The sequence below is a fragment of the Oscillibacter sp. genome (assembly GCF_031978065.1).
Lineage (GTDB): Bacteria > Bacillota > Clostridia > Oscillospirales > Oscillospiraceae > Oscillibacter.
Genome location: NZ_DALZCH010000002.1, coordinates 1 through 22,654 on the forward strand (window position 1 = coordinate 1; position 22,654 = coordinate 22,654).

The 22,654-nt window shown below is 55.8% G+C and carries 25 protein-coding genes, 2 tRNA genes and 1 pseudogene; 9 read left to right on the plus strand and 19 right to left on the minus strand.

Features of this window, described 5'->3' with window-relative positions; all coding sequences use genetic code 11:
• Both RTK01_RS00410 and RTK01_RS00415 read left to right on the plus strand, forming a co-directional pair.
• Positions 1–255, plus strand: a 255-nt coding sequence (locus RTK01_RS00410; protein ID WP_312279069.1) for a hypothetical protein, incomplete at its 5' end; no start/stop codon positions are given.
• 19 nt (positions 256–274) lie between these two features.
• Complete coding sequence (locus tag RTK01_RS00415) at positions 275–511, plus strand: hypothetical protein (RefSeq protein WP_312279070.1); 237 nt, start codon at positions 275–277, stop codon at positions 509–511.
• A gap of 150 nt (positions 512–661) precedes the next feature.
• Here RTK01_RS00415 and RTK01_RS00420 read toward each other — a convergent pair whose 3' ends face one another.
• The 3 genes from RTK01_RS00420 to RTK01_RS00430 form a co-directional block, all read right to left on the minus strand.
• Positions 662–811, minus strand: a complete 150-nt coding sequence (locus RTK01_RS00420) for a hypothetical protein (RefSeq protein WP_312279071.1) — start codon at positions 809–811, stop codon at positions 662–664.
• A 337-nt stretch (positions 812–1,148) separates the two neighbouring features.
• Positions 1,149–1,233, minus strand: a tRNA-Tyr gene (locus tag RTK01_RS00425).
• A gap of 9 nt (positions 1,234–1,242) precedes the next feature.
• Positions 1,243–1,318, minus strand: a tRNA-Thr gene (locus RTK01_RS00430).
• 76 nt (positions 1,319–1,394) lie between these two features.
• On the opposite strand from RTK01_RS00430, the gene RTK01_RS00435 reads away from it, so the two are divergent.
• From RTK01_RS00435 to RTK01_RS00445, 3 genes are read left to right on the plus strand one after another with little or no spacing between them, the layout of a single operon-like run.
• A complete protein-coding gene (locus tag RTK01_RS00435; RefSeq protein ID WP_312279072.1) occupies positions 1,395–1,580 on the plus strand; it encodes a hypothetical protein in 186 nt (61 codons plus the stop codon).
• Complete coding sequence (locus RTK01_RS00440) at positions 1,580–1,813, plus strand: hypothetical protein (RefSeq protein WP_312279073.1); 234 nt, start codon at positions 1,580–1,582, stop codon at positions 1,811–1,813. The genes RTK01_RS00435 and RTK01_RS00440 overlap by 1 nt, the downstream gene beginning before the upstream one ends.
• On the plus strand, positions 1,794–2,099 hold the full coding sequence (locus RTK01_RS00445) for a sigma-70 family RNA polymerase sigma factor (protein WP_312279074.1): 306 nt from the start codon (positions 1,794–1,796) through the stop codon (positions 2,097–2,099). Before RTK01_RS00440 ends, RTK01_RS00445 begins: the two co-directional genes overlap by 20 nt.
• A gap of 206 nt (positions 2,100–2,305) precedes the next feature.
• Here the strand turns inward: RTK01_RS00445 and gltS are convergent, their stop codons facing one another.
• Positions 2,306–3,559, minus strand: coding sequence for a sodium/glutamate symporter (gene gltS / locus RTK01_RS00450; protein WP_312279075.1), 1,254 nt, complete (start codon positions 3,557–3,559; stop codon positions 2,306–2,308).
• Positions 3,560–3,905: 346 nt separating this feature from the next.
• Here gltS and RTK01_RS00455 point away from each other — a divergent pair, with 346 nt between their 5' ends.
• From RTK01_RS00455 to RTK01_RS00470, 4 genes are all read left to right on the plus strand, one after another.
• Positions 3,906–5,486, plus strand: coding sequence for a transporter substrate-binding domain-containing protein (locus RTK01_RS00455; RefSeq protein ID WP_312279076.1), 1,581 nt, complete (start codon positions 3,906–3,908; stop codon positions 5,484–5,486).
• Between the two features lie 91 nt (positions 5,487–5,577).
• Positions 5,578–6,909 carry a sigma-54 dependent transcriptional regulator gene (locus tag RTK01_RS00460; protein WP_312279077.1) on the plus strand — a complete coding sequence of 444 codons (1,332 nt, stop codon included), beginning with the start codon at positions 5,578–5,580 and terminating at the stop codon, positions 6,907–6,909.
• A gap of 244 nt (positions 6,910–7,153) precedes the next feature.
• Complete coding sequence (locus RTK01_RS00465; protein ID WP_312279078.1) at positions 7,154–8,041, plus strand: YitT family protein; 888 nt, start codon at positions 7,154–7,156, stop codon at positions 8,039–8,041.
• Between the two features lie 199 nt (positions 8,042–8,240).
• Positions 8,241–8,885 (plus strand): HAD family phosphatase, encoded by a 645-nt coding sequence (locus tag RTK01_RS00470; RefSeq protein ID WP_312279079.1) that lies wholly within the window; start codon positions 8,241–8,243, stop codon positions 8,883–8,885.
• A gap of 257 nt (positions 8,886–9,142) precedes the next feature.
• Here the strand turns inward: RTK01_RS00470 and RTK01_RS00475 are convergent, their stop codons facing one another.
• From RTK01_RS00475 to recJ, 15 genes and pseudogenes are all read right to left on the minus strand, one after another.
• On the minus strand, positions 9,143–9,637 hold the full coding sequence (locus RTK01_RS00475; RefSeq protein ID WP_312279080.1) for a S1 RNA-binding domain-containing protein: 495 nt from the start codon (positions 9,635–9,637) through the stop codon (positions 9,143–9,145).
• 94 nt (positions 9,638–9,731) lie between these two features.
• On the minus strand, positions 9,732–10,040 hold the full coding sequence (locus tag RTK01_RS00480) for a hypothetical protein (RefSeq protein ID WP_312279081.1): 309 nt from the start codon (positions 10,038–10,040) through the stop codon (positions 9,732–9,734).
• Positions 10,041–10,254: 214 nt separating this feature from the next.
• Positions 10,255–10,560: pseudogene (gene yabQ, locus RTK01_RS16780) on the minus strand (spore cortex biosynthesis protein YabQ); the annotation flags it as partial.
• Positions 10,508–10,789: a YabP/YqfC family sporulation protein gene (locus RTK01_RS00485; RefSeq protein WP_293009085.1), complete on the minus strand. Its 282-nt coding sequence runs from the start codon at positions 10,787–10,789 to the stop codon at positions 10,508–10,510. The pseudogene yabQ and the gene RTK01_RS00485, both read right to left, overlap by 53 nt.
• Before the next feature lie 70 nt (positions 10,790–10,859).
• Positions 10,860–11,111 carry an RNA-binding S4 domain-containing protein gene (locus RTK01_RS00490; protein WP_312279082.1) on the minus strand — a complete coding sequence of 84 codons (252 nt, stop codon included), beginning with the start codon at positions 11,109–11,111 and terminating at the stop codon, positions 10,860–10,862.
• A 101-nt stretch (positions 11,112–11,212) separates the two neighbouring features.
• Positions 11,213–11,488: an HU family DNA-binding protein gene (locus RTK01_RS00495; RefSeq protein ID WP_293009082.1), complete on the minus strand. Its 276-nt coding sequence runs from the start codon at positions 11,486–11,488 to the stop codon at positions 11,213–11,215.
• A gap of 60 nt (positions 11,489–11,548) precedes the next feature.
• Positions 11,549–12,355 (minus strand): nucleoside triphosphate pyrophosphohydrolase, encoded by an 807-nt coding sequence (gene mazG, locus RTK01_RS00500; protein ID WP_312279083.1) that lies wholly within the window; start codon positions 12,353–12,355, stop codon positions 11,549–11,551.
• A gap of 57 nt (positions 12,356–12,412) precedes the next feature.
• Positions 12,413–14,035 carry a polysaccharide biosynthesis protein gene (locus RTK01_RS00505; protein ID WP_312279084.1) on the minus strand — a complete coding sequence of 541 codons (1,623 nt, stop codon included), beginning with the start codon at positions 14,033–14,035 and terminating at the stop codon, positions 12,413–12,415.
• Positions 14,036–14,114: 79 nt separating this feature from the next.
• Positions 14,115–14,513: a zinc ribbon domain-containing protein gene (locus RTK01_RS00510; RefSeq protein ID WP_312279085.1), complete on the minus strand. Its 399-nt coding sequence runs from the start codon at positions 14,511–14,513 to the stop codon at positions 14,115–14,117.
• An 18-nt stretch (positions 14,514–14,531) separates the two neighbouring features.
• Positions 14,532–15,464: a nucleoside kinase gene (locus RTK01_RS00515; protein ID WP_312279086.1), complete on the minus strand. Its 933-nt coding sequence runs from the start codon at positions 15,462–15,464 to the stop codon at positions 14,532–14,534.
• A 57-nt stretch (positions 15,465–15,521) separates the two neighbouring features.
• Positions 15,522–17,027, minus strand: coding sequence for a coproporphyrinogen dehydrogenase HemZ (gene hemZ / locus RTK01_RS00520; RefSeq protein WP_312279087.1), 1,506 nt, complete (start codon positions 17,025–17,027; stop codon positions 15,522–15,524).
• 3 nt (positions 17,028–17,030) lie between these two features.
• Positions 17,031–17,651, minus strand: coding sequence for an MBL fold metallo-hydrolase (locus RTK01_RS00525; RefSeq protein WP_312279088.1), 621 nt, complete (start codon positions 17,649–17,651; stop codon positions 17,031–17,033).
• A 12-nt stretch (positions 17,652–17,663) separates the two neighbouring features.
• Positions 17,664–18,110 (minus strand): D-aminoacyl-tRNA deacylase, encoded by a 447-nt coding sequence (gene dtd / locus RTK01_RS00530; RefSeq protein WP_312279089.1) that lies wholly within the window; start codon positions 18,108–18,110, stop codon positions 17,664–17,666.
• Positions 18,111–18,263: 153 nt separating this feature from the next.
• Positions 18,264–20,477 carry a bifunctional (p)ppGpp synthetase/guanosine-3',5'-bis(diphosphate) 3'-pyrophosphohydrolase gene (locus RTK01_RS00535; protein WP_312279090.1) on the minus strand — a complete coding sequence of 738 codons (2,214 nt, stop codon included), beginning with the start codon at positions 20,475–20,477 and terminating at the stop codon, positions 18,264–18,266.
• The gene (gene recJ / locus RTK01_RS00540; protein ID WP_312279126.1) at positions 20,474–22,576 is read right to left on the minus strand and encodes a single-stranded-DNA-specific exonuclease RecJ; all 2,103 of its coding nucleotides are present in this window, start codon (positions 22,574–22,576) and stop codon (positions 20,474–20,476) included. Before recJ ends, RTK01_RS00535 begins: the two co-directional genes overlap by 4 nt.
• Positions 22,577–22,654 lie beyond the last annotated feature (78 nt).

Consider the following 22,654-nt stretch of genomic DNA (forward strand, 5'->3'; position numbering starts at 1 on the left):
GTAAAGTCGCTTACGATTGCATCTCTGGTTTTGCTTACCATGCTTTCTTATACATTTGTTTTTCAGACTTTGTACAGGCCGCCAGAAGACGATTCTCCAAAAGTAACAGATGTTAGTATCATGCCCGAACACTCATATCTGGAGGAAAAAGCGGATGGTAATTTCCTCTTATACATCAATGGGGAACCCCGTGACACGCTGAGCAGAGAGGGCATAAACGACCCTCCCTATTCAGATTTGCCAATATATAAATAAAAATTTTGGAGGCATTAAAATGAGAAACAAGAAAAAGCCGTTGCTATTTATTCTTGCGGCGCTATGTTGCTTAAATCTAATGGCGGTGTCGGCGGCTGCTAGTCAACTTCCTGAAATTACAGAGGATAGCATTGTAAGCCCCCAGGCGGAAGAACGCGAGTGGATTTACAGAATATACGAAGGGAAGTATCAAAAGAGACTGTGGTCTCTTACCTATGGGTATTGGCTGACAGATTGGATTGATTGCGTTGTTTAATTGGTACGATCTAAACACAAGAATATCTGGATTGATTTTTGAGAAAATCAATTTAATTCGAGATGCGTTAGATGCTTTTCCTGATAAGCAAGAGGATATGTCCTCTAAAAGAAATGCAGTGGACAAACTGGATTCACTGGAAAGGTTTGTTCAAGAGGCATTCTGATCGTCTTTGCTTATGTATAAGTCTTCAGCGCATATTTGAACATTGAGCAATGCTTGCTTCATCTCCTCCAGTTTATTTACCGTCTCTGATACGGCGTTGAACAGGAGCAGGTATTCAGCAGATAAGTTTTCCATAGTAGTTTTCCTTTCTAAAATTTTACTGTTACTTATAGTACGTCAAAGAAACAGTAAAAAATGTGGAAAACTGTCGAAGAATTACAAAAAAATTTATAAAACGACCCTCAAGTGATGATTCTTGGGGGTCGTTTTTATTTTTGTGATCGTAATTCAGTATAAAGATAAAAAAATATGTCATTTATACGGGGGTGTTTGACACCTAAATTGACGGCAATTTTGACGGTAATCTGACGACGTTTAAGAGAAAATAAAGGTATTTAAAAATGCTATAAACTTATAAATAGTAAAAACCCTTGCGGCACTCTTTTCTTAGAGCCGCAAGGGTTTCACATTTTGGTGGGGGAAGATGGATTCGAACCATCGAAGTCGTAGACAACAGATTTACAGTCTGCCCCATTTGACCGCTCTGGAATTCCCCCATATTCATTTGGAGCTGGTGGACGGATTCGAACCCCCGACCTGCTGATTACAAATCAGCTGCTCTACCAGCTGAGCTACACCAGCGCATCCAACAGCAAAAGTTATTCTAGCAGACAGTGAGAGGTTTGTCAACCTTGTTTTTGATGGGAGGGTGATTTATATGAGAAAAATACCATACAGAGGACGGGAAGGTCCCCGCTGCGGGCCGTGCGGCGGAGAACTATGCCCGGGAGAGTCCTATTGGCAGATCAATGGAGAGCTGGTTTGCGCCGCCTGCCTTCCGGAATATGCCCGGGGAGAGCTGGAGCCTTTTCGCCGGGTGCTGGGAGAAGAGGTGAATGCCTGATGACACTGATTGAGATGTCCGTTACATACCGGGACGGTGCCGAGGCCCTGCGCCTGCGCATTTGGGAATTGAAACAGAAGCGGCAGGGGCAAGCTGACCCGGAGGAAATTTTTCGTCTGACCCGGCGCATTGCGGAGCTGGAACCGCTGCTGCGGGAGGCGCGGGAGCTGGCAGTGGTGACTGCCCATTATTACGAAAGGGGGTATCACAAGGATGAAAAGTACTGCTTCTAATGCTTTTTCCACCCGCTCCAGTGAGTGGATGGGAGACATGACAGTGTGGCTGCGGGAAAACGCCGAGGACAACGGAGATCGTCTGGCCCGTCTGCGCCGCCAGCTTCATTTGGCCCGCCAGCGGGAGCTGACGCCCCGCCAGCGCCAGTTTTTGGAGAGGTACTTTGACGACGGGCTGACCATGCGGGAAATTGCGGAGGAGGCGGGTGTGGACCCCTCCACCGTGTCCCGGACGCTGCACCGGGCAAAGGAGCGTCTGCGCCGTGCCCTGCAATACGCGCTGTAAGGCATTTCCCGGCTTTGCCCTTTGTGCTTTTGGCTGAGTTGACTGCGGGATGCCAGCCGAGCGAGGACCGCAGGGAAGGGACAAACACCTTTAGGAAAAGGCTCATGAGAAGCTTGAAAGAAATAATCCCCCCGAAACTCGCTGTTCCTGCGGATTTCGGGGGGATTTTTATCGTTTAAGTACGGCTGGGTGAAAGAATCAGTATCTTATGCCGGTTTGACAAAGGTTGCGATAAACCAAATGGTTACCGGCTGATAAATAATATCCACCAGAAATGCGCCCACAATCGGCACAATCATCATTGCCCTGCGGGAAAGACCATACCGCTCGTTGACGGCGGTCATATTGACAATTGCCGATGGGGTCGCGCCCAGACCGTGTCCCATCAGTCCGGCGCACATGACCGCCGCGTCATAGTTCTTTCCCAGAATGCGAAACACCACAAAATAGGCAAACAGCGCCAGAGCAACCACCTGGCAGAGGAGGACAATCAGCATGGGGCGGGCCAATCCGGCAAGTTCCCACATTTTAAGTGTCATCAACGCCATAGACAGATACAAGGCCAGCATGACATCGCCGATTTTTTCTACCATAGGATAGTCAAATTCATAGAGTTTAATCTTTTCATTTAAATTTCGCACAATGATGGCCATAAACATAGCCCCAACATAGTCCGGAAGGCTCAGAGGATTGGGAGAGACCAAATTGATTAAAATGCTGATCCATTTGGCGACCATTGTGCCGAACGCCATGCAAAACAAGATTGCCGTGACATTTTTTATAATGTCCAACCCACTCAGCGTTTTTCCTGTGGAAACATTGATTTCAGTAACACTGGTATCAAAATTCTCGCTCTCGTCCGGCTTCAGGTTGTATTTCTCAATCAGACGGCGTCCAAGAGGGCCGCCGACAAGCACGGCGGAAATAAGACCGAATGTCGCCGCCGCTGCGCCCACCAATGTACCTTGTGCATATCCGATTTCGGCAAAGCTCTTTCCATAGGCCGCCGCCGCGCCGTGTCCGCCGATCATTGAAATGGCGCTGGAGAGAAGTCCGTATGCGGGGGCAAGTCCCGTGAGGGAGGAGACCACGATCCCGATGGTGTTTTGAATCACGGAAACAACTCCGGCGATCAGCCAGTAGATCACCAGCAAAACGCCGCCTTTTTTCAAAAGCTGTACACTGGCACCCAATCCCACCGTGGTAAAAAACGCCAGCATAAAGGGAGCCTGAAATGTTGTGTCAAAGGTAAACGAGTAAGCTCCGCTGAAGTGGCCAATCCATGTGATCAGCATAAAGATGAAGCCGCCCACAACCGGGGCTGGAATGCAGTATCTTTTTAAGAAGCTCAATTTGTTCGTTACGTAGTATCCGACCAGTAGCAAGACTGCGGCCAGGGCCAGGGTTGTAATCATATCTGTGTTGATGTTCAAGACTTGGTCTACGTTTTCAAAAGACATAAAGGCATACCTCCTAAATTTAACACGCAAATTTTCTTGTGGCTGCTCCCGAGGCTGTCCAACTTACTCCTTTCATCCGAAGCTGAATTTCTTGCTCTAAAATACTATGAGCAAGTTTCGTGCCAAAAAAGTTCCCCCCAAAATCCCCCTATTTTTGCACAAAAACAGAGGGCGGAAAAAGGTATGTGCAAAATTTGCACCGCAAAATTTGCACATACCCTCTGTTGTGGCCTTTCCACAGCATGTGTTATAATGTTGTAAAAATTTTAAGTAAAGACGACGGTCTGTGACACCCGCGGATTTAATTTCAAAGAGCCGACGCCTTCATGACACATCAAAACGAGGGGTGAGCGAAATAAAACGATTGCTTGGCATTCTGGTGAGCTTGTTGATTTTGTCAGTGCTCACGCTGCCCACCGCCGCCGAAACACTGCGGGTTGCGGGAGACGAAAACTTTCCTCCCTATGAATTTGTAGACTCCGACGGAATCTTTAAGGGCTTTAATGTCGATTTAATGAAAGCCATCGGTTTATTTACTGACTTGGAGTTTGAGTTTCTCCCCATGCCGTGGGAAGAGGCATATGCCTCCATCGAAGCCGGACAGGCCGATATTATTCAGGGAATGAAGGTATCTGAAGCCCGAAAGCTGCGCTTTGCGTTTTCGACTACATCGGTCCAGAATACCGACTCTATCTATATTCGTTCAGACACCAAAGGAATCAAGACCTTCAGCGATTTGGCAGGAAAGCGGGTAGGGGTTGATTACGGCGATACACGCAACGCTTTTTTAGATACCTTGGAAAACGTCTCTGCTATTTCCTATCAAAACCCGGAGAAGGCGCTGCTTTCCCTGCATCGCGGAGAAGTAGACGCGATGATTGGGAACACGCTGGTAATCAGCTATTTTAGCACACGAAACAACATTTCCGACGAGGTGACGGTTGTTGGCAAGGCGTTTAACCAGCAAAACTACGCCATTGCTGTCGCTGTGGACAGTACGGAGCTTTTGGCCCGCCTGAATAAAGGTATCGAGGCGGTACAGGAGAGCGGCATTTACGATCAGATCTACCGCAAGTGGTTTGGCGTACCCGTTTCCAGCCCCACGCAAAACATTGGACTTGTCGTGGCGGTTGCGGCGGGGGCAATTCTCCTGATTATGAGCATTATTTACATCTATCACCGGATTAATTGGCGCCTGAAAGCGATTATCGCAGAGGAGACGGCAAAGGAAAAAGCTGCCATGGACAAGCTTCGGGAGTATGATAAGCTCCAGTTTATGGATCGGATTATCTCTTCCATTGCCCATGAAATTCGCAATCCGCTTACCTCTATCCGGTTTTATGCCGAACAAATTCCCGGGAAAATCAGCGACCGGGAATTTATGATGGCGGTGGCGGAAGATATCCCGCCGGAAATTGAGCGGATTGACGCACTCATTAAAGAATTTATTGAGTATACGGTTCCCCGCACGCCGTTTCAGGAAGCCATTTCTCTCAAAACCGCTCTGGGACAGGTGCTTACATTTCTTCATGTCCAGATGCGGGAGATACAAGTGGATATGACTGTTCCACCGGATTTGTTTATTTTATTTGATCGAAATCACTTGCGGCAAATTCTACTGAATATTTTGATTAACAGCATTGATGCGCTGGAAGGAGCTTGCGACCCGCGGATTATAATTCACGCTGCCGCCGATGGCGATATGGTGGGCATTGAGTTTTTTGACAATGGCGGCGGCGCCGACGAAGAAAAACTTCCCTACCTTTTTGACCCGTTTTATACCACCAAGCAGAGCGGAAACGGGCTGGGCCTTTTTATTGTCCGCCAGATGGCGGAAGAAAACGGCGGATGCGTGTCCGTATGCAATCAAGCCGACGGGATGATGATTCGGCTGTCCGTCTTGCGGCAAACATCTGCAACACCGTAATGCAAGGGCCAATTAAAGCACCTCTCGCAATTGCGGTAAGCCGCACCATAGCACTTTTGCCGGATCGCGCGGCGGAAAGGAACTGTCACAAATGATTAAAATATTGGTGGTAGATGATGAACTGCCCATCTTAAAATCCCTTTCTTTTGCACTGAAACAGGACTATCAGGTTTATACTGCACAAACAGGAGCGGAGGCGCTGCGTCTTCTGGCGGGAGAGCACATCTCTCTGGTCCTTCTGGACCTGCGGCTGGGGAAGGAAAACGGCATCACGCTCATGCGGAGTATGCTGCAAATCAACCCGGATGCGGCAATTATCATCATGACGGCATACTCTTCCATTGAAAGCTCAATCGAAGCCATCCGTGCCGGTGCATTTTATTTTGTCACCAAGCCGATTCAAATCAATCAACTGATGCTTTTGCTGGAAAAAGCGGCGAGCCAGCTTTCTCTTCAGGAGACTATTTTGGGTCTGAAGGATGTGATTCGCAACAGTCTCATCGGAATCTCTCCGCAGATGCAGGCCATTTATCATCTCATTGACCGGGTGAAAGATACCAAAGCCAGCGTGCTGATTACAGGGGAGAGCGGAACGGGAAAGGAACTGATCGCCAACAAGCTGCACTTTTCAAGCAACAGAAAAGAAAAACCGTTTATTGCCATTAATTGCGCCGCTCTGCCGGAATCACTTCTTGAAAGCGAATTGTTCGGCTATAAAAAGGGCGCGTTTACCGGGGCGGTTAAAGATGAGCCGGGAATTATCTCCAAGGCCGACGGTGGCACGCTCTTTCTTGATGAAATCAGCGAGATGGAACCCCGGCTGCAATCCAAGCTGCTGCGGTTTTTGCAGGAGGGGGAGGTGCGGCAAATCGGCGGCGACAACCTGCGGGTCAACGTGCGGGTCATCTGCGCCACCAACCGGGACCTGGATCAGGAAATCGAGTCCAGACGCTTCCGCAGCGATCTGTACTATCGAATCAATGTCATCAATATCGCTGTGCCGCCTCTGCGGGAGCGAAAAGAGGATCTATCCGAGTTGATTCCGTTTTTTATCAGAAAATATGCTGCGGCCTATGGGAAACAGGTGTTTGGTATTCGCCCGGAAGCCATGGCTCTGCTGAATCGGTATCATTTTCCCGGAAATGTGCGGGAATGTGAAAATATCGTCCAGCGGGCGGTATTGCTGTGCAGCGGAACTGAAATCGGACCGGAGGCGCTCAATTTAAAATATCAATATCCTGCCACAGAGCTTGGGCAGGAGGATTATATCCGCATTTACCCCTGTAAGACGATGAAGGAAATTGAACGGCAGGTGTTGGCCTTTTATCTCAAGACAAACAAAAACAGCCGGCGGGAAACTGCCCGGACGCTGGAAATCAGCGAGCGGGCATTGCAGTACAAAATTAAGGAATACGGGTTATAGGTTTTCCGGTGACGCCCGCAAGGCTGTATACGAGCGGACTGGATGAACGCCCCAGAGGTCTGCAAAGCGTATAGAATCCCTCGCGGACTACTACGCGCCCCTGCAATACGCGCTGTAAGGAATTTCCCGGCTTTGCCCCTTGTGCTTTTGCCCTGCTTTACGTATAATAGGCTTGCGACAATCTTTGCTGTGCTTGAACCCCGCGGGTTCCTTTGGGAACAGGGGAAATAGAAGGAGGAGCCTTATGATTTACACCGCGCTGCACAACCGCTCGCTGCGTCTTCTTGGTGCCGTATTCGGACAATTCCTCGCCGCGCTGGCGATGAATTTATTTCTGGTTCCCATGCACCTGTACACCGGCGGAGTAATGGGGTTCAGCCAATTGCTCCGGACGCTGATGACAGACTATATGGGGATGAGCTTCGGGCAGTATGACATTGCGGGAATTCTCTATTTTTTATTTAACATTCCTATTCTGCTTTTTGCGTGGAAGACGCTGGGGCGCGGATTCGTGGTGCGGACGTTAATCTGTACGCTGGCGTTCTCTGTTTTTTACTCGGTCATTCCCGCAGCGTCCACGCCCATTGTAGAGGATATGCTGACATCCTGTCTTCTGGGTGGCATTATCACGGGCGTAGCCTATGGCATCGTGCTGACCTGCGGCTGCTCCGGCGGCGGGCTGGACGTGGTGGGGCTGGCGCTGGCGGCCCGGGGAACCAATATTACCGTGGGCCGGTTCAGCTTGGGGATCAACGCGGTGCTGTATACTGCGTGTCTCGTGCTGTTCAGCCCCGAAATCGCCATCTACTCCGTGATTTATAACTACTTTTCCGCCACCATTCTGGACCGGATGCACCAGCAGAACATCTCCATTCAGGCCATGATTTTCACCAAGCAAAACGAGAAGGAACTGGCAAAGTATATTACCGAATCCTTCGGTCGGGGCGTTACCTATTGGATGGGAGTGGGGGCCTATACCGGGGAGAACGTGCACGTGCTGTACGTGTGCCTGTCAAAATACGAAGTGGAGGAGCTTCGCCGGGCGGTTCACACCATGGACCCTCACGCGTTTTTCGTGATTCAGTCCGGCATTCAGGTGGACGGCAACTTCCCCAGAAATCTGGGAAACTGAGAACCGCACGCGAAGGAGCGGGCCGGTCGCTGCTCCGGCAGGAGCGCCTGGGGGAATCCGAAGGCGTGGGCATTTTTACAAGCCTGCCGGGGACCCATGCGGGGAAGCTGCACGGGGCTTTAGAGGAAGAAGAAACGAAGGACAGATAAAGAGCGCCGCTTGGGCGGCGCCCTTTTCATGAAAGGGGAGCATAAAAGCTATGCGGCTGCAAGGCGCGATTTTTGATATGGACGGAACCCTGCTGGATTCCATGGGGGCATGGAGAACGCTTGGCTCCGGCTTTATCCGGCGGCAGGGGAAGGAACCGGAGGAGGGGCTTGACCGAACGCTTCATGCCATGAGTATGGAGGAGGGCGCGGCCTACTGCGTGGAGCGGTATGGCCTGAAGGTCAGGCCGGAGGAAATTTCCCGGATGCTGTACGCCGAAATGGAGGAGTTTTACCGGTTTCAGATCAAGCCGAAGGCGGGGATTGAGCGGCTGCTGTCCGTTTTGAAGATGGAGGGCGTGTGGATGTATGTGGCCACAGCCACAGACCACCCCTTGGCGGATCTGGCGCTGGAGGTTTCGGGTCTTGGGAAATATTTTCGCGGACTGCTTACCTGCGGCGACGCGGGCCATGAAAAGGACCATCCGGAGGTGTATGAGATGGCTCTACGCCGTCTGCGCTGCCGGAAGGAGGACACCGTGGTGTTCGAAGATTCTCTCTTCGCCCTGCGCACGGCTAAGGCCGCAGGGTTTTGCACGGCGGCCGTCTATGACCCGTCCGAGCCGAATCAGGACGCCATGCAAGCAGAGGCGGACTATTACATCCGCTCCTTTGAGGATTGGACGCGGACGGAATGAGGGGCGCTGGGCAGTCCTTCCGCGCCTGAGACAACCAGCTTAAAAATGGCAAAAAGGGGCCGCCGGCGAATAATACGCCAGCGGCCCAAATGGGTGGGATATTGGAAAGCTTCCATGACTATCGTACTCCATACGGCTCAAAAACGCAAGGGGGAAAATTGGTCGATTTTTCACTTTTTATGTACAAAATGGCTTTTCATGAAACACGGTTTAAGAGAAAATCCGCAGCTCCAAAAAGGAGCTGCGGATTTTTTTGGTTACTTTCTTCTCTTGCCGCCGCGCTTTCCGTCCACGCTGCGATTCAAATCAGCCATCTTTCCCTCGGAAGCGGAGAGAAATTTTTTCAGCTTGTCCTCAAAGTCCACGTCGCCAGAAGGCGGAATCGCCTGCGCCCGAGCAGGACCCGAGCGGTTTGCCGGTGCATATCCGCCGCCGGCAGGACGCGGCCCGCCACCGCCCACAGCAGGGCGCGGCCCTCCCACGCCCCGGGGAGCGAAGGACCGGCTCTCCTCCTGAGGCAGCGCCTTTTTAATAGAGAGATTGAGCTTTCCGTTTTCCGAGGTCAGCACCCGGACCTTAACGCTCTGTCCCTCCTGCAAATAGTCGTGGACATCATTTACGTAGCTGTTTGCGATCTCCGAGATATGTACGAGGCCGGAGCGGCCTCCTTCCAGGGCGACGAACGCGCCAAACTTCATAATGGCGGTTACCTTGCCCTCCATAATGCTCCCAACCTCAGGCTCTACTCCCATACTGCGTCCTAGTTCTCCCTTCTCAGGTTTCGTTTGTCCGCCGAAGGCGGAAAGATATTCAGATGACCGGCAGGGCGCGCCGCGCCCATGCCGCTCAATTGCTCACATCGTAGAACACACGGTCCCCCGGGGCCACCAGTCCCAGCTCATCCCGGGCGATTTGCTCCATCTGCTCCTGCGTGCCGCCGCCATCGATGGCCTTTTGCAGATGATCGTTGCCCTGCTGGCTGCTGCGAACCTGCTCGCTCAGCATGATCTTCTGGGTTTCCGCCTGCTCCACCTGCGTCCGCAGATGGTATAGCTGTAACCCGAGGGCGACGATGAGCGACGCCAGCAGCAGCTTTCCGAACAGGCCCAGCCTGAGCTGCCGGCGGCTTTTTTTTGGCGCGCCTGTCTTTGCCACAGCTGCTTCCTCCCCGACCGATTTTGTAACGTCGACACGCAATTTTCTCTATTGTATAGCATTTTTTAATAAAAAGAAAGATGTTTTTCAGACGAAGGCCCATTTTTTTGGAGAAATTTTTCAGCCAAATCCAAGGAATTTGCAGCAAATGAAGCAAAAAGTCCAGCGTATCGGCCCAAAAATCCCAAATCGGACGCAGAAGTGCGGAAAACAGTGTGAAAAACAGTACCGTGCCGCCAAGGGTGCCCACCAGCGCAAAAATGCGCAGTTGCCCCTGCGTTCGGTTCAGGGCGAAGAGAAACAGCGCCGCGGCGGCCCACAGGCAGTAGACCACGTCCAGCACCCAAGCGAACTTTGGCAGACGAAGACGGAAGGGGCGAAGCAGATCGTGGGCCACCCCGATGGCCAGCCCCAGCAGAATCGACTGGAGGAATATCCCCAGTTGCTGGTCCACAAAGTTCCGCATATCATCCCAGCAGCCGCCGCAGCAGCCCTCCTCGGCTTGCGGAAGGCTCCTCATAGGACAGGGAATCAATTTTCCCGTCCACCCGCAGCTCTCCGCCCTCCAGCGAGAGCTGACCGATGTGCAGCTCTTCCCCGGTTACCACCAGCGTTCCGGCGGCGGTGGACATGACAATCCCCGTTTCGTCAAACCGCTCCACATCCTCCACGCCGGAGACAATCAGGTGCTCCCGTCCGTTCAGCTCAACCCGATGGGCCTGCGGCATGGCGTTTCCATAGTCGTTCATCTTACGTCCCTCCCCGGTCTGCGCCGGTCCAAGCCGGCGGTCACACCATTCTATGGGAGCGCGCGGCGGATTATGCCCCGCCGGAAACTTCGCGGTACAGGCCCGCCGCGTCCGCCTGACGGACATTCTCTGAAACCGCCAGAACCTCCACCGTCAAGGTCCGCACGCCGAATCGCAAAGAGAGCACGTCGCCCACCTTCACCTCATAGCTGGCTCTGGCGGGCTTGCCGTTGGCCATTACAAGGCCGCTGTCACAGGCTTCGTTAGCCACGGTGCGCCGCTTAATCAGCCGCGCGGTTTTAAGATATTTGTCCAGCCGCATAAAGTTGCTCCTTTTAAAAATTTTTTAAAAACCTTGGATTGGAAAACGCGCGGGGGGACTTTCGTCCCTCCGCGCGAGGCGTTTATTTAACGTTACCGCGCTTACTGCGCGACGGTGTCCTTCAGCGCCTTGCCGGCCTTAAAGGTGGGGATCTTGGAGGCGGGAATCTTGATCTCCTCCTTGGTCTTGGGGTTGCGGCCGATGCGCTCGGCGCGGCTCTTCACTTCAAAAGAACCGAAACCAACCAACTGGACCTTGTCGCCCTCTTTCATGGCGGTGGTGATTGCGTCCAGAGTGGCGGCAATAACAGCCTCGGCTTCTTTCTTGGAAACCTCCGTCTTGGCGGCAACAGCGTTGATAAGCTCAGCTTTGTTCATTTGTATTTCCTCCTATAAAATTCACATCTTCCAGAATATATCTCAAAGCGAAGTCCGCTTTTAAGATTCGTGTTTTTTGGCCTGTTCCCACAGGGCCGTCTTTTCCTCGAAAGGTAGGGAAGCAAGGTCTCCGGCGGCGTGTTCCTCCACAAAGCGGAAGCGGCGCGCAAACTTGTCGCACCCGGCGTGCAGCGCCTCCTCGGGGTCTATCCCGTAGCGCTGGGCAATCCGCGCGGCCACAAACAAAACGTCGCCCACCTCTTCGCGGATGCCGTGGGGCGCGTCCACAGGGCGGGAGGCGTCCTCCACCGCTTCGCGGAGCTCGGCAACCTCCTCGGACAGCTTGTCCATCGCGCCGGAGGCTTCCGGCCAGTCAAATCCGGCATTGGAAGCCTTGCGCTGAATTTTCTCGGCCCGCCACAGGGCGGGAAGCGTTTTGGCAACCGCGTCCACCGCGTCTGCGGCAGAGCTCTGGCCCTTCTCTTTACGCTTCATGATCTCCCAGCGAGCCGACTCCTCGGCGGAGTCTTTGACCTCTTCGGAGCCAAACACATGGGGGTGGCGGTAAATCAACTTTTTGCAGATGCCGTCCGTCACGTCGTCCATGGTGAAGCCGCCCTGCTCGCGCTCGAGCTGGGCGTGAAACACCACCTGTAAAAGCACGTCGCCCAGCTCCTCGCACAGGGCCGCCGGGTCGCCCCGGTCGATGGCCTCCGCAGTCTCACAGCACTCCTCCAAAAGGTTTCGCCGGAGGGAGGCGTGATCCTGCTCCCGGTCCCAGGGACAGCCGCCGGGGGAGCGAAGCAGCTCCATAATCCGAAGAAGGTCCTCATATCCGTATCGGGGCTTACATTGAAAATCTATCATATCTTTTCTGCCTTTGCAAGATAAATTCACGGGAAATGCTTGATTGTTCAGGTTTTTTCACTTCAACCTTAAAATTTTTGCCAACTTTCTGCCATGAGGCATGGATTCCAGATCCTCTGCCCGGAGAATCCGCAAAGCCAGCACCAGAATGCCGTACACCACAACGGCCACCGCAATGGCGCCCAAGGTAGCTGCGGCACTGACCAGATATCCCGAGCCGGGGCCTGCCAGCAGACGGCTGAGAAGTCCGTGGGCAGCCCAGGCGGAAAGACCCATCGCCACGGAGGCGATGGCCGGTTTTGCAAAGATCTGGAGATACCGGGGCTTTTCCGGCGAGTATTTCCACACAAAGTACAAGTTGAATCCGGCAATGACCAGATAGCAGCAAAGGGTGGAGATGGGGGCGCCCATGATGTTGATGGAGGGCGTGCCCACCAGAACATAGTTCATGGCAATTTTGGTGACGCCGCCGGCAACCATGGTGTAAATCGGAATTTTCTCCTTGCCGTAGGACTGCAAAATGGCGTTGGTCAGGTTCATCAGGCAGATGAAGATGCACGCCACGCCCTGCACCCGCAAAAGCGGCGCGCAGGCAATGGCGTCCTGAACCTGCGCGGGATACAGCAGCAGCAGAATCGGCCCCGCCAGCACGCTTAACCCAACGCCAGCAGGGATGGCCAGCAGGGCAATCAGCCGCAGGGCGGAGGAGACGACACGGTTGGCTCTGGCGTTTTCATGCCGGGCCAGCGCCGCCGCCACAAAGGGAATCAGGCTCATGGTCACGGGAAAGACAAAGGAAGGCGGCAGATTCACGAGGTCCGTTCCGTAGCCGTACTGCCCAAACAGGACGCTTGGCGCGGCGGGAAGCTGGCTTTTGATATCGGCCAGTCGGCGCAGGACGATGGTGGTATCCAGCATGGTCAGAAGGCTCATGGCGGAATTGCTCAGCGTGATGGGAATGCCGATGTGCAGAACCTGCTTCATCAGCGTGCCGCTGGAAGGGGGCACATCGTTAGAAAGTGACTGATTGTCCCGATGACGGAACAGATAAAGCGACATAAAGCCCAGAGAGATAACTTCACTGACCGTGACGCCCAATATGGCGCCTGCGGCGCCGTAGGCCACGCCCTTTTGCACCACGCGGATGAGATACCACGCCAGCGGAAGGCCCACGCCCAGCTTAAAGGTGACCTCAATGACCTGTGATACGGCGGTGGGCGTCATGTTGCCCTGCCCCTGCGTGTAGCCCCGCATACAGGCAAGAAGGCTGACGCACAAGATGGTGGGCGCCAGCGCACGGATGGCGTGGGCCGCCATAGGCTGGCGCTGGAGGTCGGCCAATTGGGACGCCCCGAAAAACATCAGCAGCGAGCCGACAAGGCCAATTCCCAAAAACAGCCAGATTGCGGTGCGGAACAGCTTGCGTTCTTCATTTTCCCGCCCTGTGGCGTGGGCGCGGCTGGTGAGCTTGGAAATGGCAAGAGGAAGGCCCGCAGTGGACACGGTCATCAGGACGTTGAAAATATCGTAAGCCACCTTGAAGTAGGTCTTGCCCTCGGCGCTGAGAAGGTTGTTCACCGGAATGCGGTAAACCGCGCCCACGAGCTTCACAATAGCCACGGCGGAGGCTAAAATTGCCGCGCCGCCCAGAAAGGACTGCTTTTTCGCGTTATTCGCCATGAAGTTACCTCGATTTTTTCAAAAGGTTGGAGCCGTTTCTCCAACAAGGATATGCGTACATTCCGCCGTCATGTCTTCGTCACAGGCGGGTTCCGCAGTGGCGGCAGAAAACGTCACCCTGTTTGGGTCCAAACCCGCACAGGGGGCACACCCGGGCATCAAGCTGCCGCAGTCGGGCAATCTCTGCGGCGATGCGGTCCAGCTCCGCGTTCACCTCGTCAATCTCACGGAGCTTGCCAAGAAGCTGGTCGGAGTCGGCAATTTTGCCGGTGTGGGTTCCGTACACCATGGAACCAACCTCCTGCAAAAGCGCGCTCCGCTGGGCCTTCAGGTCTGCCGCGCGGACATTCAGCTTGCTGACGGAGAGAAGGGAGGATGCCTTTTGACCAGCGGCGGTAAAAAGGTCGCCTGCGGCGGTGCCCACCTCCTCGGCGGTTTTCTGCACGGTATCCAGAATCTCCTGCAATCTTTCATCCATGTTGACGCCCTCCTTAACTTAATAGGTATAGGTGCCGCCGCCCACAAATTCGCGGGCCAGAGAATCCAATGCCAGATATTCGGCGGTCATGCCCTCAAAGCGCTCGTAGGCGGTGAGAATCTGGTCCGCCACCGGGTATTTGCCCCGAGGCAGCTCCTCCAGCAGGGGGACCACATACGGTTTGAGGATGGAAAATTCGCACTCGAGAGACGAGTCAAACATCAAATCCGCGTTTTCCTTATAGGGGGAGATGTACAGCTTTTCCCCTCGGCGGACATTATCCCACATTTTCAGGGTAAATTCGGCGCTGCTGCCCCGGAAGTTGTGGTCACGGACAATCCGGCGGCAAAGACGCAGCCACGCATGGTCAAACAGGGCGCTTCCCGCCTCGTCCAGCACGCTGCTGCGGGCCGCGATGTAGAGCTTGAAAGCATGGGGGTTCTTGCCTACAATCACGTCGTTCAGGGCGTGAATGCCCTCGAAAATCACCAGCTCGTCAGGCCCCAGGCGCATGGGCTGGGACATGATGTCCGAGCGCATCTGGCGGGCAAATTCGTATTTGGGCACATGGATTGTCTCGCCCCGGTCCAGCATGGCGAAGTGACGGTTTAAAAGATCGATGTCCAGACAGAAGGGGGACTCGAAGTCAATGGCGCCCTCCCGGTTCCGGGGGGCGGTTTCCGGGTCCACGGTGTTGAAATAGTTATCCATAGATACGGTGTAGGTCATGATTCCCATGGACTTGAGCGCGTCCTCCACCTTCATGGCCGTGGTGGTCTTTCCGGAGCCGGAGGGGCCGGAGAGCAAAATGATGCGGGACTCGCCCCGGTGGGCGGCGATTTTTTCCGCCGCCATGCGCACCTTCTTCTGAAAGTCCTCGTCGCAGCGCCGGGAAAACTCCTCGGGATCGCTGCGGGCCGCTTGATTGATGTCGATGAGAGAATACGCCATGATTTCAAACCCCTTTCCAAAGTGGACTCGCGGCGCGCCTTGCCCGCGCGTCCCGATTCAATCCCCCTCTGTCTCCCGCTCAGGGGCGGAAGAGGAGAGAGAGGCCGCGGCATTTTGGTAAAACGCGGCAAAGGCCGCCTGATTTTCCGAAATCTTGCCGGGCCGCGACGTGTATTCCACCGGGTATTTCAAATTGAATACCCGGCTGATACGGCCCGGCCCGCCCACCATTTTTGTGGACCCGCCCGCGCCGCAGGAGAGAATGGAGCACAGCTCCGACATAATGTAGATGTTGTAAAGATTCTCGGCTCCCGGTTTGCACCAGCCCGTGTTTTCAAAGCTGCCGGACATATACTTCTGCCGGTAGAGATAGTAAGGCCCGTATCCGGCGGCGCGGAGCGTGGGGTCCGCATAGTCCAGCATTTCACCCACTGCCTCGGCGGAGGGGATGCGCAGGCCTTCCAGCGTGATGCGGCTGCCTTTTTTCAGGCTCAGGGTGTGGACGGTGATGTTGTCCGCTCCCAAAGCAATGCAGGCGTCCAGCGATCGGCGGAAGCCCTCCGGGTCGTCCTCGGGCAGGCCCGCGATCAGGTCCATGTTGACATGCTCAAACCCGGCTTCGGCGGCCTGTTCCATGGCAGAGAAAATCTGGGCGGCGCTGTGGCGGCGGCCAATGGCATCAAGCACCCGGTCCTCCATGGTCTGGGGGTTCACGGAAATCCGCGTCACGCCCCGGTTTTTCAGCACCCGCAGCTTTTCCGGCGTCACCGTGTCGGGCCGTCCGGCCTCGACAGTATACTCGCAGCAGGCCGCAAAGTCAAACGAATCGGCAAGGCCGCCCAGCAACCCGTCCATCTGCTCCGCCGAAAGAGTGGTTGGAGTTCCGCCTCCCATGTAAAAGGAACGGACCCGCAGGCCCAACTCCCGGCAAAGCTTTCCCGCAGAGGAAATCTCGGCCTTCAGCGCCGTGAGATACGGCTCTACCAGATGGAAGCTCCGCTCCACGCTGGCGCTGACAAAGCTGCAATAGGCGCAGCGGGTGGGGCAGAAGGGAATGCCAACGTACAGGGCGATATCCTTGGGGCCCAAGTCCTCCCGCACGCGGCGCGTGACGCAGGCCGTCTCCGTTGCAAGTCTTGCACGGCGGGGCGTGACGAAATACTCGTCCTCCAGCATCCGCCGGACTTCTTCGGGGGAGTCGCCCAAGTCCAGAGCAGTTACCGCCGTTTTGTCGGGCCGCACGCCCGTAAGGCTCCCCCACGGGGGCGTTAGCCCGGCGGCCTCCCGGGCGGCCTTGAAAAAGCTCATTTGCAGCAGCCTGCGGCGCTGGCCCTCTTGTTCATAGTCGGTGCCGCTCAACTCCCGCGCCGCTTCGCCTCGGCCTGTGTGCCCCTGATAGAGCATTTCAGTCACCGCTTCGGCATGATTGCCGCTCTGGCGCAAAGTAATTACAGCCCGGTTGGGGTCGTTTCCCTCATAGACGGGCCGCTCCTCCGGCAGCAGGGCCATCAGGGTCTGCTCCATGGCATACAGCTCCTGATGTCCCTCAAATTTCAAAAGCATGGCTCAGCGTCCCAGTGCCTGAAGCATAAAGGGATTGTACGCCCGCTCCCGGCTGAGAAGCGAAGGCCCCATATGGCCGGGGAGCACGGTGTATTCCCCTTCAAGCTGCCCCAGACGGGACAGGGATGCCAGCATGTCGCCCACATTGCCGCCGGACAGGTCCGTCCGGCCGCAGGAGCCGGCAAACAACGTGTCTCCGGCAAACAAGGCCTCGCCGCACAGCAGCGTCACAGAGCCGGGAGAATGGCCGGGGGTGGACAAGACCGAGACGGTCAAGCCGCCCACCTGTACCGTGTCCCCCTCGCCGTAATCCACGGTGGCGGGCAAAGTCAAAAACAGCTCCCGAGTTCGCCGGTCCGCGTCGTCGCCATGGACATCCCGGCGATTCAAATAGGCGGGAATGCCGGGGTACCGCTCCAAAAGCTCCGCCACCGCGCCGGTGTGGTCATAGTGACCGTGGGTCAGGAAAATGCAGACGGGGGTGCAGCCGGTTTCCTCCACGGCATGGGCAACCCGGTCCGCGTCGGCGCCGGGGTCCACAATGGCGCAGACGCCCGCTTCCTCATCGCAAAAAATATAGCAGTTGGTCATAATCGCGCCAACCTGCATGGTAACGATTTTCATGGCAAAAGCTCCTTACAGCGTGTCGGTATCCAAAATCAGCGTCAGCGGGCCGTCGTTCACAGAGTCCACCTTCATATCCGCGCCAAATTCACCGGTTTCCACTCGCGAAACCTTTTCCCGGCATGCCGCGATAAAGGCTTCGTACAGGGGAATGGCAACTTCCGGTCGCGCGGCGGCAAGAAAGTCCGGTCTGCGGCCCCGCTTGCAGCTTCCATACAGGGTGAACTGAGAGATAATCAGCAGCTCGCCGTCCACAGCGTCCAGCCCCAAATTCATTTTGCCATTTTCATCCTCGAAAATGCGTAGGCCGCAAATTTTTTCGGCCAGCTTGAGGACTTCGGCCTCTGTGTCCTCATGGGTAACGCCCAGAAGGATGAGAAAGCCCTGACCAATTTGGCCCTTCACGGCTCCGTCGATGAAAACGGAGGCCCGGGTGACCCTTGTGACTACCGCGCGCATGTGCAGATCTCCTTTACTAATTGATATCTGCCGTGTCATCCTCTCATCACGGGAAAGCCGCAGGGCGGATTTCCCGTGAAAAGGAGCGGCAATGGAGTGAGTGAGCTTTCGCGCCAAAGCGCGGAAGCGAAGGATACGCAATTTGCCGCGACGTCATCCGGCGGGCCGCGTAACGTTCAAAACTCCCGAAACCTGATTGAGCCGCTTCATCAAAGACTGAAGCTGTTCGCCGTCCTTGACGCTGATCTCCAGCGTGATGACGGCAAAGCGGTCCTCGGTGGTGCGGACGTTCAGCGCCGCCACACGAGTATTGGTCACGGACAGGGCCGCGGAAACGTCCAGCACCAGATTGTTGCGGTCTTTGGCCAGAATTTCCAGAGAGGTGCGGTAGCTGTCATTGGTGTCCACGCCCCAAGTGACCTTAATCCACCGGCCCTGCTGGTCCGGCTGGCTGCGGCGCTCCTCCGAGGCGTTGGGGCAGTCGTGCCGATGGACGGACACGCCGTATCCCCGGGTGATAAAGCCGATGATCTCATCCCCCGGAACAGGGGTGCAGCATTTTGAAAATTTCACAAGGCAGTTGGAAAGACCTTCCACGATGATGCCTTGCTCGCTGGGGGCGCGCTTGGGAATGGCGGCCTTTGCTGGTTCCTCGGCTTTACCGGCCTCCATGGCGTCTTCCAGAGACTTTTCCTGCTGGTGCAGCTTTTGAATGCGCATCAGCTCGCTCTGCATCCGGTTCACGGCCTTCTGGGCGGAAAATCCGCCGTAGCCGATGGCGGCGTACATCTCATCCAGAGTCCCGAAAGACACCCGCTTCAAAAGCTCCGGAAGATTTTCAAGGGCCAGTACTTCCCGCATGGCAATGCCGCAGTGCTTCAGCTCCGATTCAAAGGCGGCGCGGCCGTTGGCGATGTTTTCCTCGCGCCGCTCCTTTTTAAACCACTGGCGGATTTTGCTGCGGGCCTCGCTGGACTTGGCGATTTTCAGCCAGTCCCGGCTGGGACCCTTGGCGGTTTTAGAGGTGAGAATCTCCACAATGTCACCGTTTTTAAGCTGAAAGTCATAGGTGACAATGCGTCCGTTGACCTTGGCGCCGATCATGTGGTTGCCCACGGCGGAGTGGACGGAATAGGCAAAGTCGATGGGTGTGGCTCCGGCGGGAAGGTTCTGCACATCGCCGCCCGGGGTGAACACGAACACCTCGTCGGAGAACATATCGATTTTCAGCGAGCGGATATACTCCTCCGCGTCGGTGCCTTCCTGATTTTCAAGGAGGCGGCGGACCCACTCGTATTTTCCCTCAGTGCCCCCGCCCTGACCGTTCTGCTTGTATTTCCAGTGGGCGGCCACGCCGTATTCCGCAATTTCGTGCATCTCCTGCGTGCGGATCTGCACCTCGAAGGGAATGCCGTCTCCACCCATCACGGTGGTGTGAAGTGACTGATAGCCGTTGGGCTTGGGCGTTCCGATATAGTCCTTGAACCGGCCCAGAATGGGCTTGTAGATATCATGGATCACGCCCAGCACGTTATAGCAGTCTCCCACGGAGTCCACCACCACACGGAAGGCAAACAGGTCAAAAATCTCATCCAGAGATTTGTTTTGGTTAAACATCTTGCGATAAATGGAATAGGGGTGCTTCATCCGCCCGTAGACCTTGTGGCGGATTTCCATTTCCGTCAGGCGCTGGTTGATCTGGGCCTGGGTGCGGTTCATAAAGTCGTCATACTCGGCTTTTTTCGCGCTCAGAGTTGAAACGATTTCCTCAAACCCGACCGGGTCCAGATATTTCAGGGACAGGTCCTCCAGCTCCCACTTCATGCGCTGCATGCCCAGCCGGTGGGCAATGGGAGCGTAAATTTCCATCGTCTCCAGAGATTTTTGCTTCTGTTTTTCCGGGGACTGATACTCCATGGTGCGCATGTTGTGCAGCCGGTCGGAAATTTTGATGAGGATGACCCGGATGTCCTTGCTCATGGCAATGAGCATTTTCCGCAGATTTTCCATCTGCTCGTCTTCCTTGGTGGCATACTGGATGCGGGTCAGCTTACTGACCCCCTCCACCAGATTCGCAACCGTGGGAGAAAAAAGCCGGGCAACCTCCTCGTGGCTGGCGGGAGTATCCTCAATCACGTCGTGAAGGAGCGCCGCTTCGATGGACTCGGAGTCCAGCCGCAGCTCCTCAGCCACAATCTGGGCTACCGCCAGAGGATGAATAATATAAGGCTCGCCGCTTTTGCGTTTCTGGGCTATGTGGCTTTTTTCCGCAAATTCGTAGGCGGCCCGGATATGGGCAAAATCCGCCGAGGGGTTATAGGCCCGGATAGTGTCTTCCAGTAGCTGATATTCTTCTTCTACGGTCATTGGGCCTCCCTCCCTTCCCAGACCTGCGCCCCGGCATGAAGCCTTTGCAAAAGGGGGCAGGCGCAAAGATCCACGCTGTCTTCCCATGGAAGCAGCGCAATGTCAAAAAATTCCTCGTCTACGAGGGTGGTGCGCAGAAGCTCCCGCTCTTCAAATACCGCCAGAGCCAAAGCGGCTCGCAAAAACGCTTCCCGCCCACCGGAAAGCTCGGCCACGGAGCGGAGAAACGGCAGCCTTGCGACCGTCGCACGCCCCTGAGGAAGCAATCGGCGGATGGCCTTCAGCAGGACACGGAACTGCTCCAAGGACACGTTCAGGCGGTCCGTCTCCTGCGCTGTCAGGCCCTCGCCGCAGTGTAGCCGCTGAATCAGCTCCAGACTTTCCGCTTCGCTGCGGCTGGGAACGCGGCTGAGCCGCAGGTCTACCATCTGCAATTGCAGGGTGGTCCGACCGCGGAAGGTGTTGCCCTGAAGATAAAAAGCGGCATCCACCCGGTCTCCCACCCGAATGCCGTATTCCTCCGCCGTGGCGGAGAAAAAGATAGCGTCAAACCGGCAAGGACCACGGCTTAATTGCAATTTCAGATGCTTTCCCTGCCCCACGCCCTGAAGGCCCTCCACCCGCGCGCCAAGCAGCGCAAAGACAGGCCGCGGATTCCCTGCACCGTAAGGGTCCAGATGGCCAAGCTGCTCCACCTCATCCATGGTCAGGTCCGCCGGGTCGGCCACGGCAGTGTCAATCTCCAACGCCGGAACGGGAATGCCCTTTCCGCAGTGTGCCCGGACGTAGCCGTTCATTTTCTCCCGGAAGGGGGCGATGTTCTCCTTGCGGATGGTGAAGCCTGCGGCCAGCTCGTGTCCGCCAAATCCATCCAGCAGGCTGGAGCACGCCTCCAGCGCGGCAAAAAGGTTGAATCCCCCGAAGCTCCGGCAGGAGCCCTTGCCCAGATTATCCTGAATGTGAATCATAAAGCTGGGGCAGGAAAATTTCTCGCTGATGCGGGAGGCCACGATGCCCACCACGCCCTGATGCCAGTCGTCGCTGTCCAGCACCAGCGCGGAGCGCTGGGAATCCGGCAAGGACTCGATCTGGCGCAGCGCGTCGGCGCAGATCTCCTGCTCCACTGCCTGACGTTCCCGGTTCAAATCGCAAAGCGCCCGGGCCAGCTCTTCGGCGCGGGCGGGGTCTTCGGTTTCCAGCAGGTCGGCGGCAAGGTCCGCCGCCCCCATGCGCCCCGCCGCGTTGATGCGGGGAGCCAGAGAAAAGCCAATCTGCACGGAGGTGACGGGTTTTCCGTCCAGCCCCGCTTCTTTTAAAAGGGCGTGAATGCCCACAAAATCCGTTCTTGGCAGAGCCGCAAGGCCCCGCTGGACGATAATCCGGTTCTCTCCCTCCATCCGCATCACGTCGGCAACGGTGCCGATGGCGGCAAGGGTGCAGTATCGAGAAAACAGCCGCTCCTCGTTGCCGGAGCCGCCCAGAGCCAGCACCAGCTTCAGCGCCACGCCCACGCCCGCAAGATGTTTGAAAGGGTATGGACAGTCGGCCCGATGGGGGTCCACTACGGCGGCCGCCTTGGGGAGGGGGCCTTTGCACTCATGATGGTCGGTGACCACCACGTCCAGCCCGAGGGAAGCTGCAAAGTCAACCTCCTCCGCCCCGGTGACGCCGCAGTCCACCGTCACCATCAGCGTGGCCCCCTGGTCCCGGAGGGATTGGATGGCCTCTCGGCTCAAACCGTAGCCGTCCTCAATGCGCCGGGGGATATAGCGCAGGCAGGGAACGCCGCAGTTTTTCAGATAGTCCAGCAGCAGCACGGTGGAGGTAATGCCGTCCACGTCGTAGTCGCCGAAGACGGCCACGGTCTCCCCGTCCGCAATGGCGCGGCGGATACGCTCCACGGCCTTGTCCATGTCCGCCATGACAAAGGGGGAGAGGGTCAGCGCGCCGTCGCACTCCAATCGCTTGGCGGCCTCCTCCGCGGAGGAGACGCCCCGGCCCGCCAGCACAGAGGCCAGCAGCGCGGGATATCCTGCCTGACGCAGCGCTTCCACCGCGCCCGGAGAGGGCGTTCCGATGTTCCACTTTTCAAATTTCATCACGGCAACCCCCCTTCCGACAAATTCTGCGGCACAGTTGTGCTATTTTCCAAAATAACTCCACTATTATATCAAAGT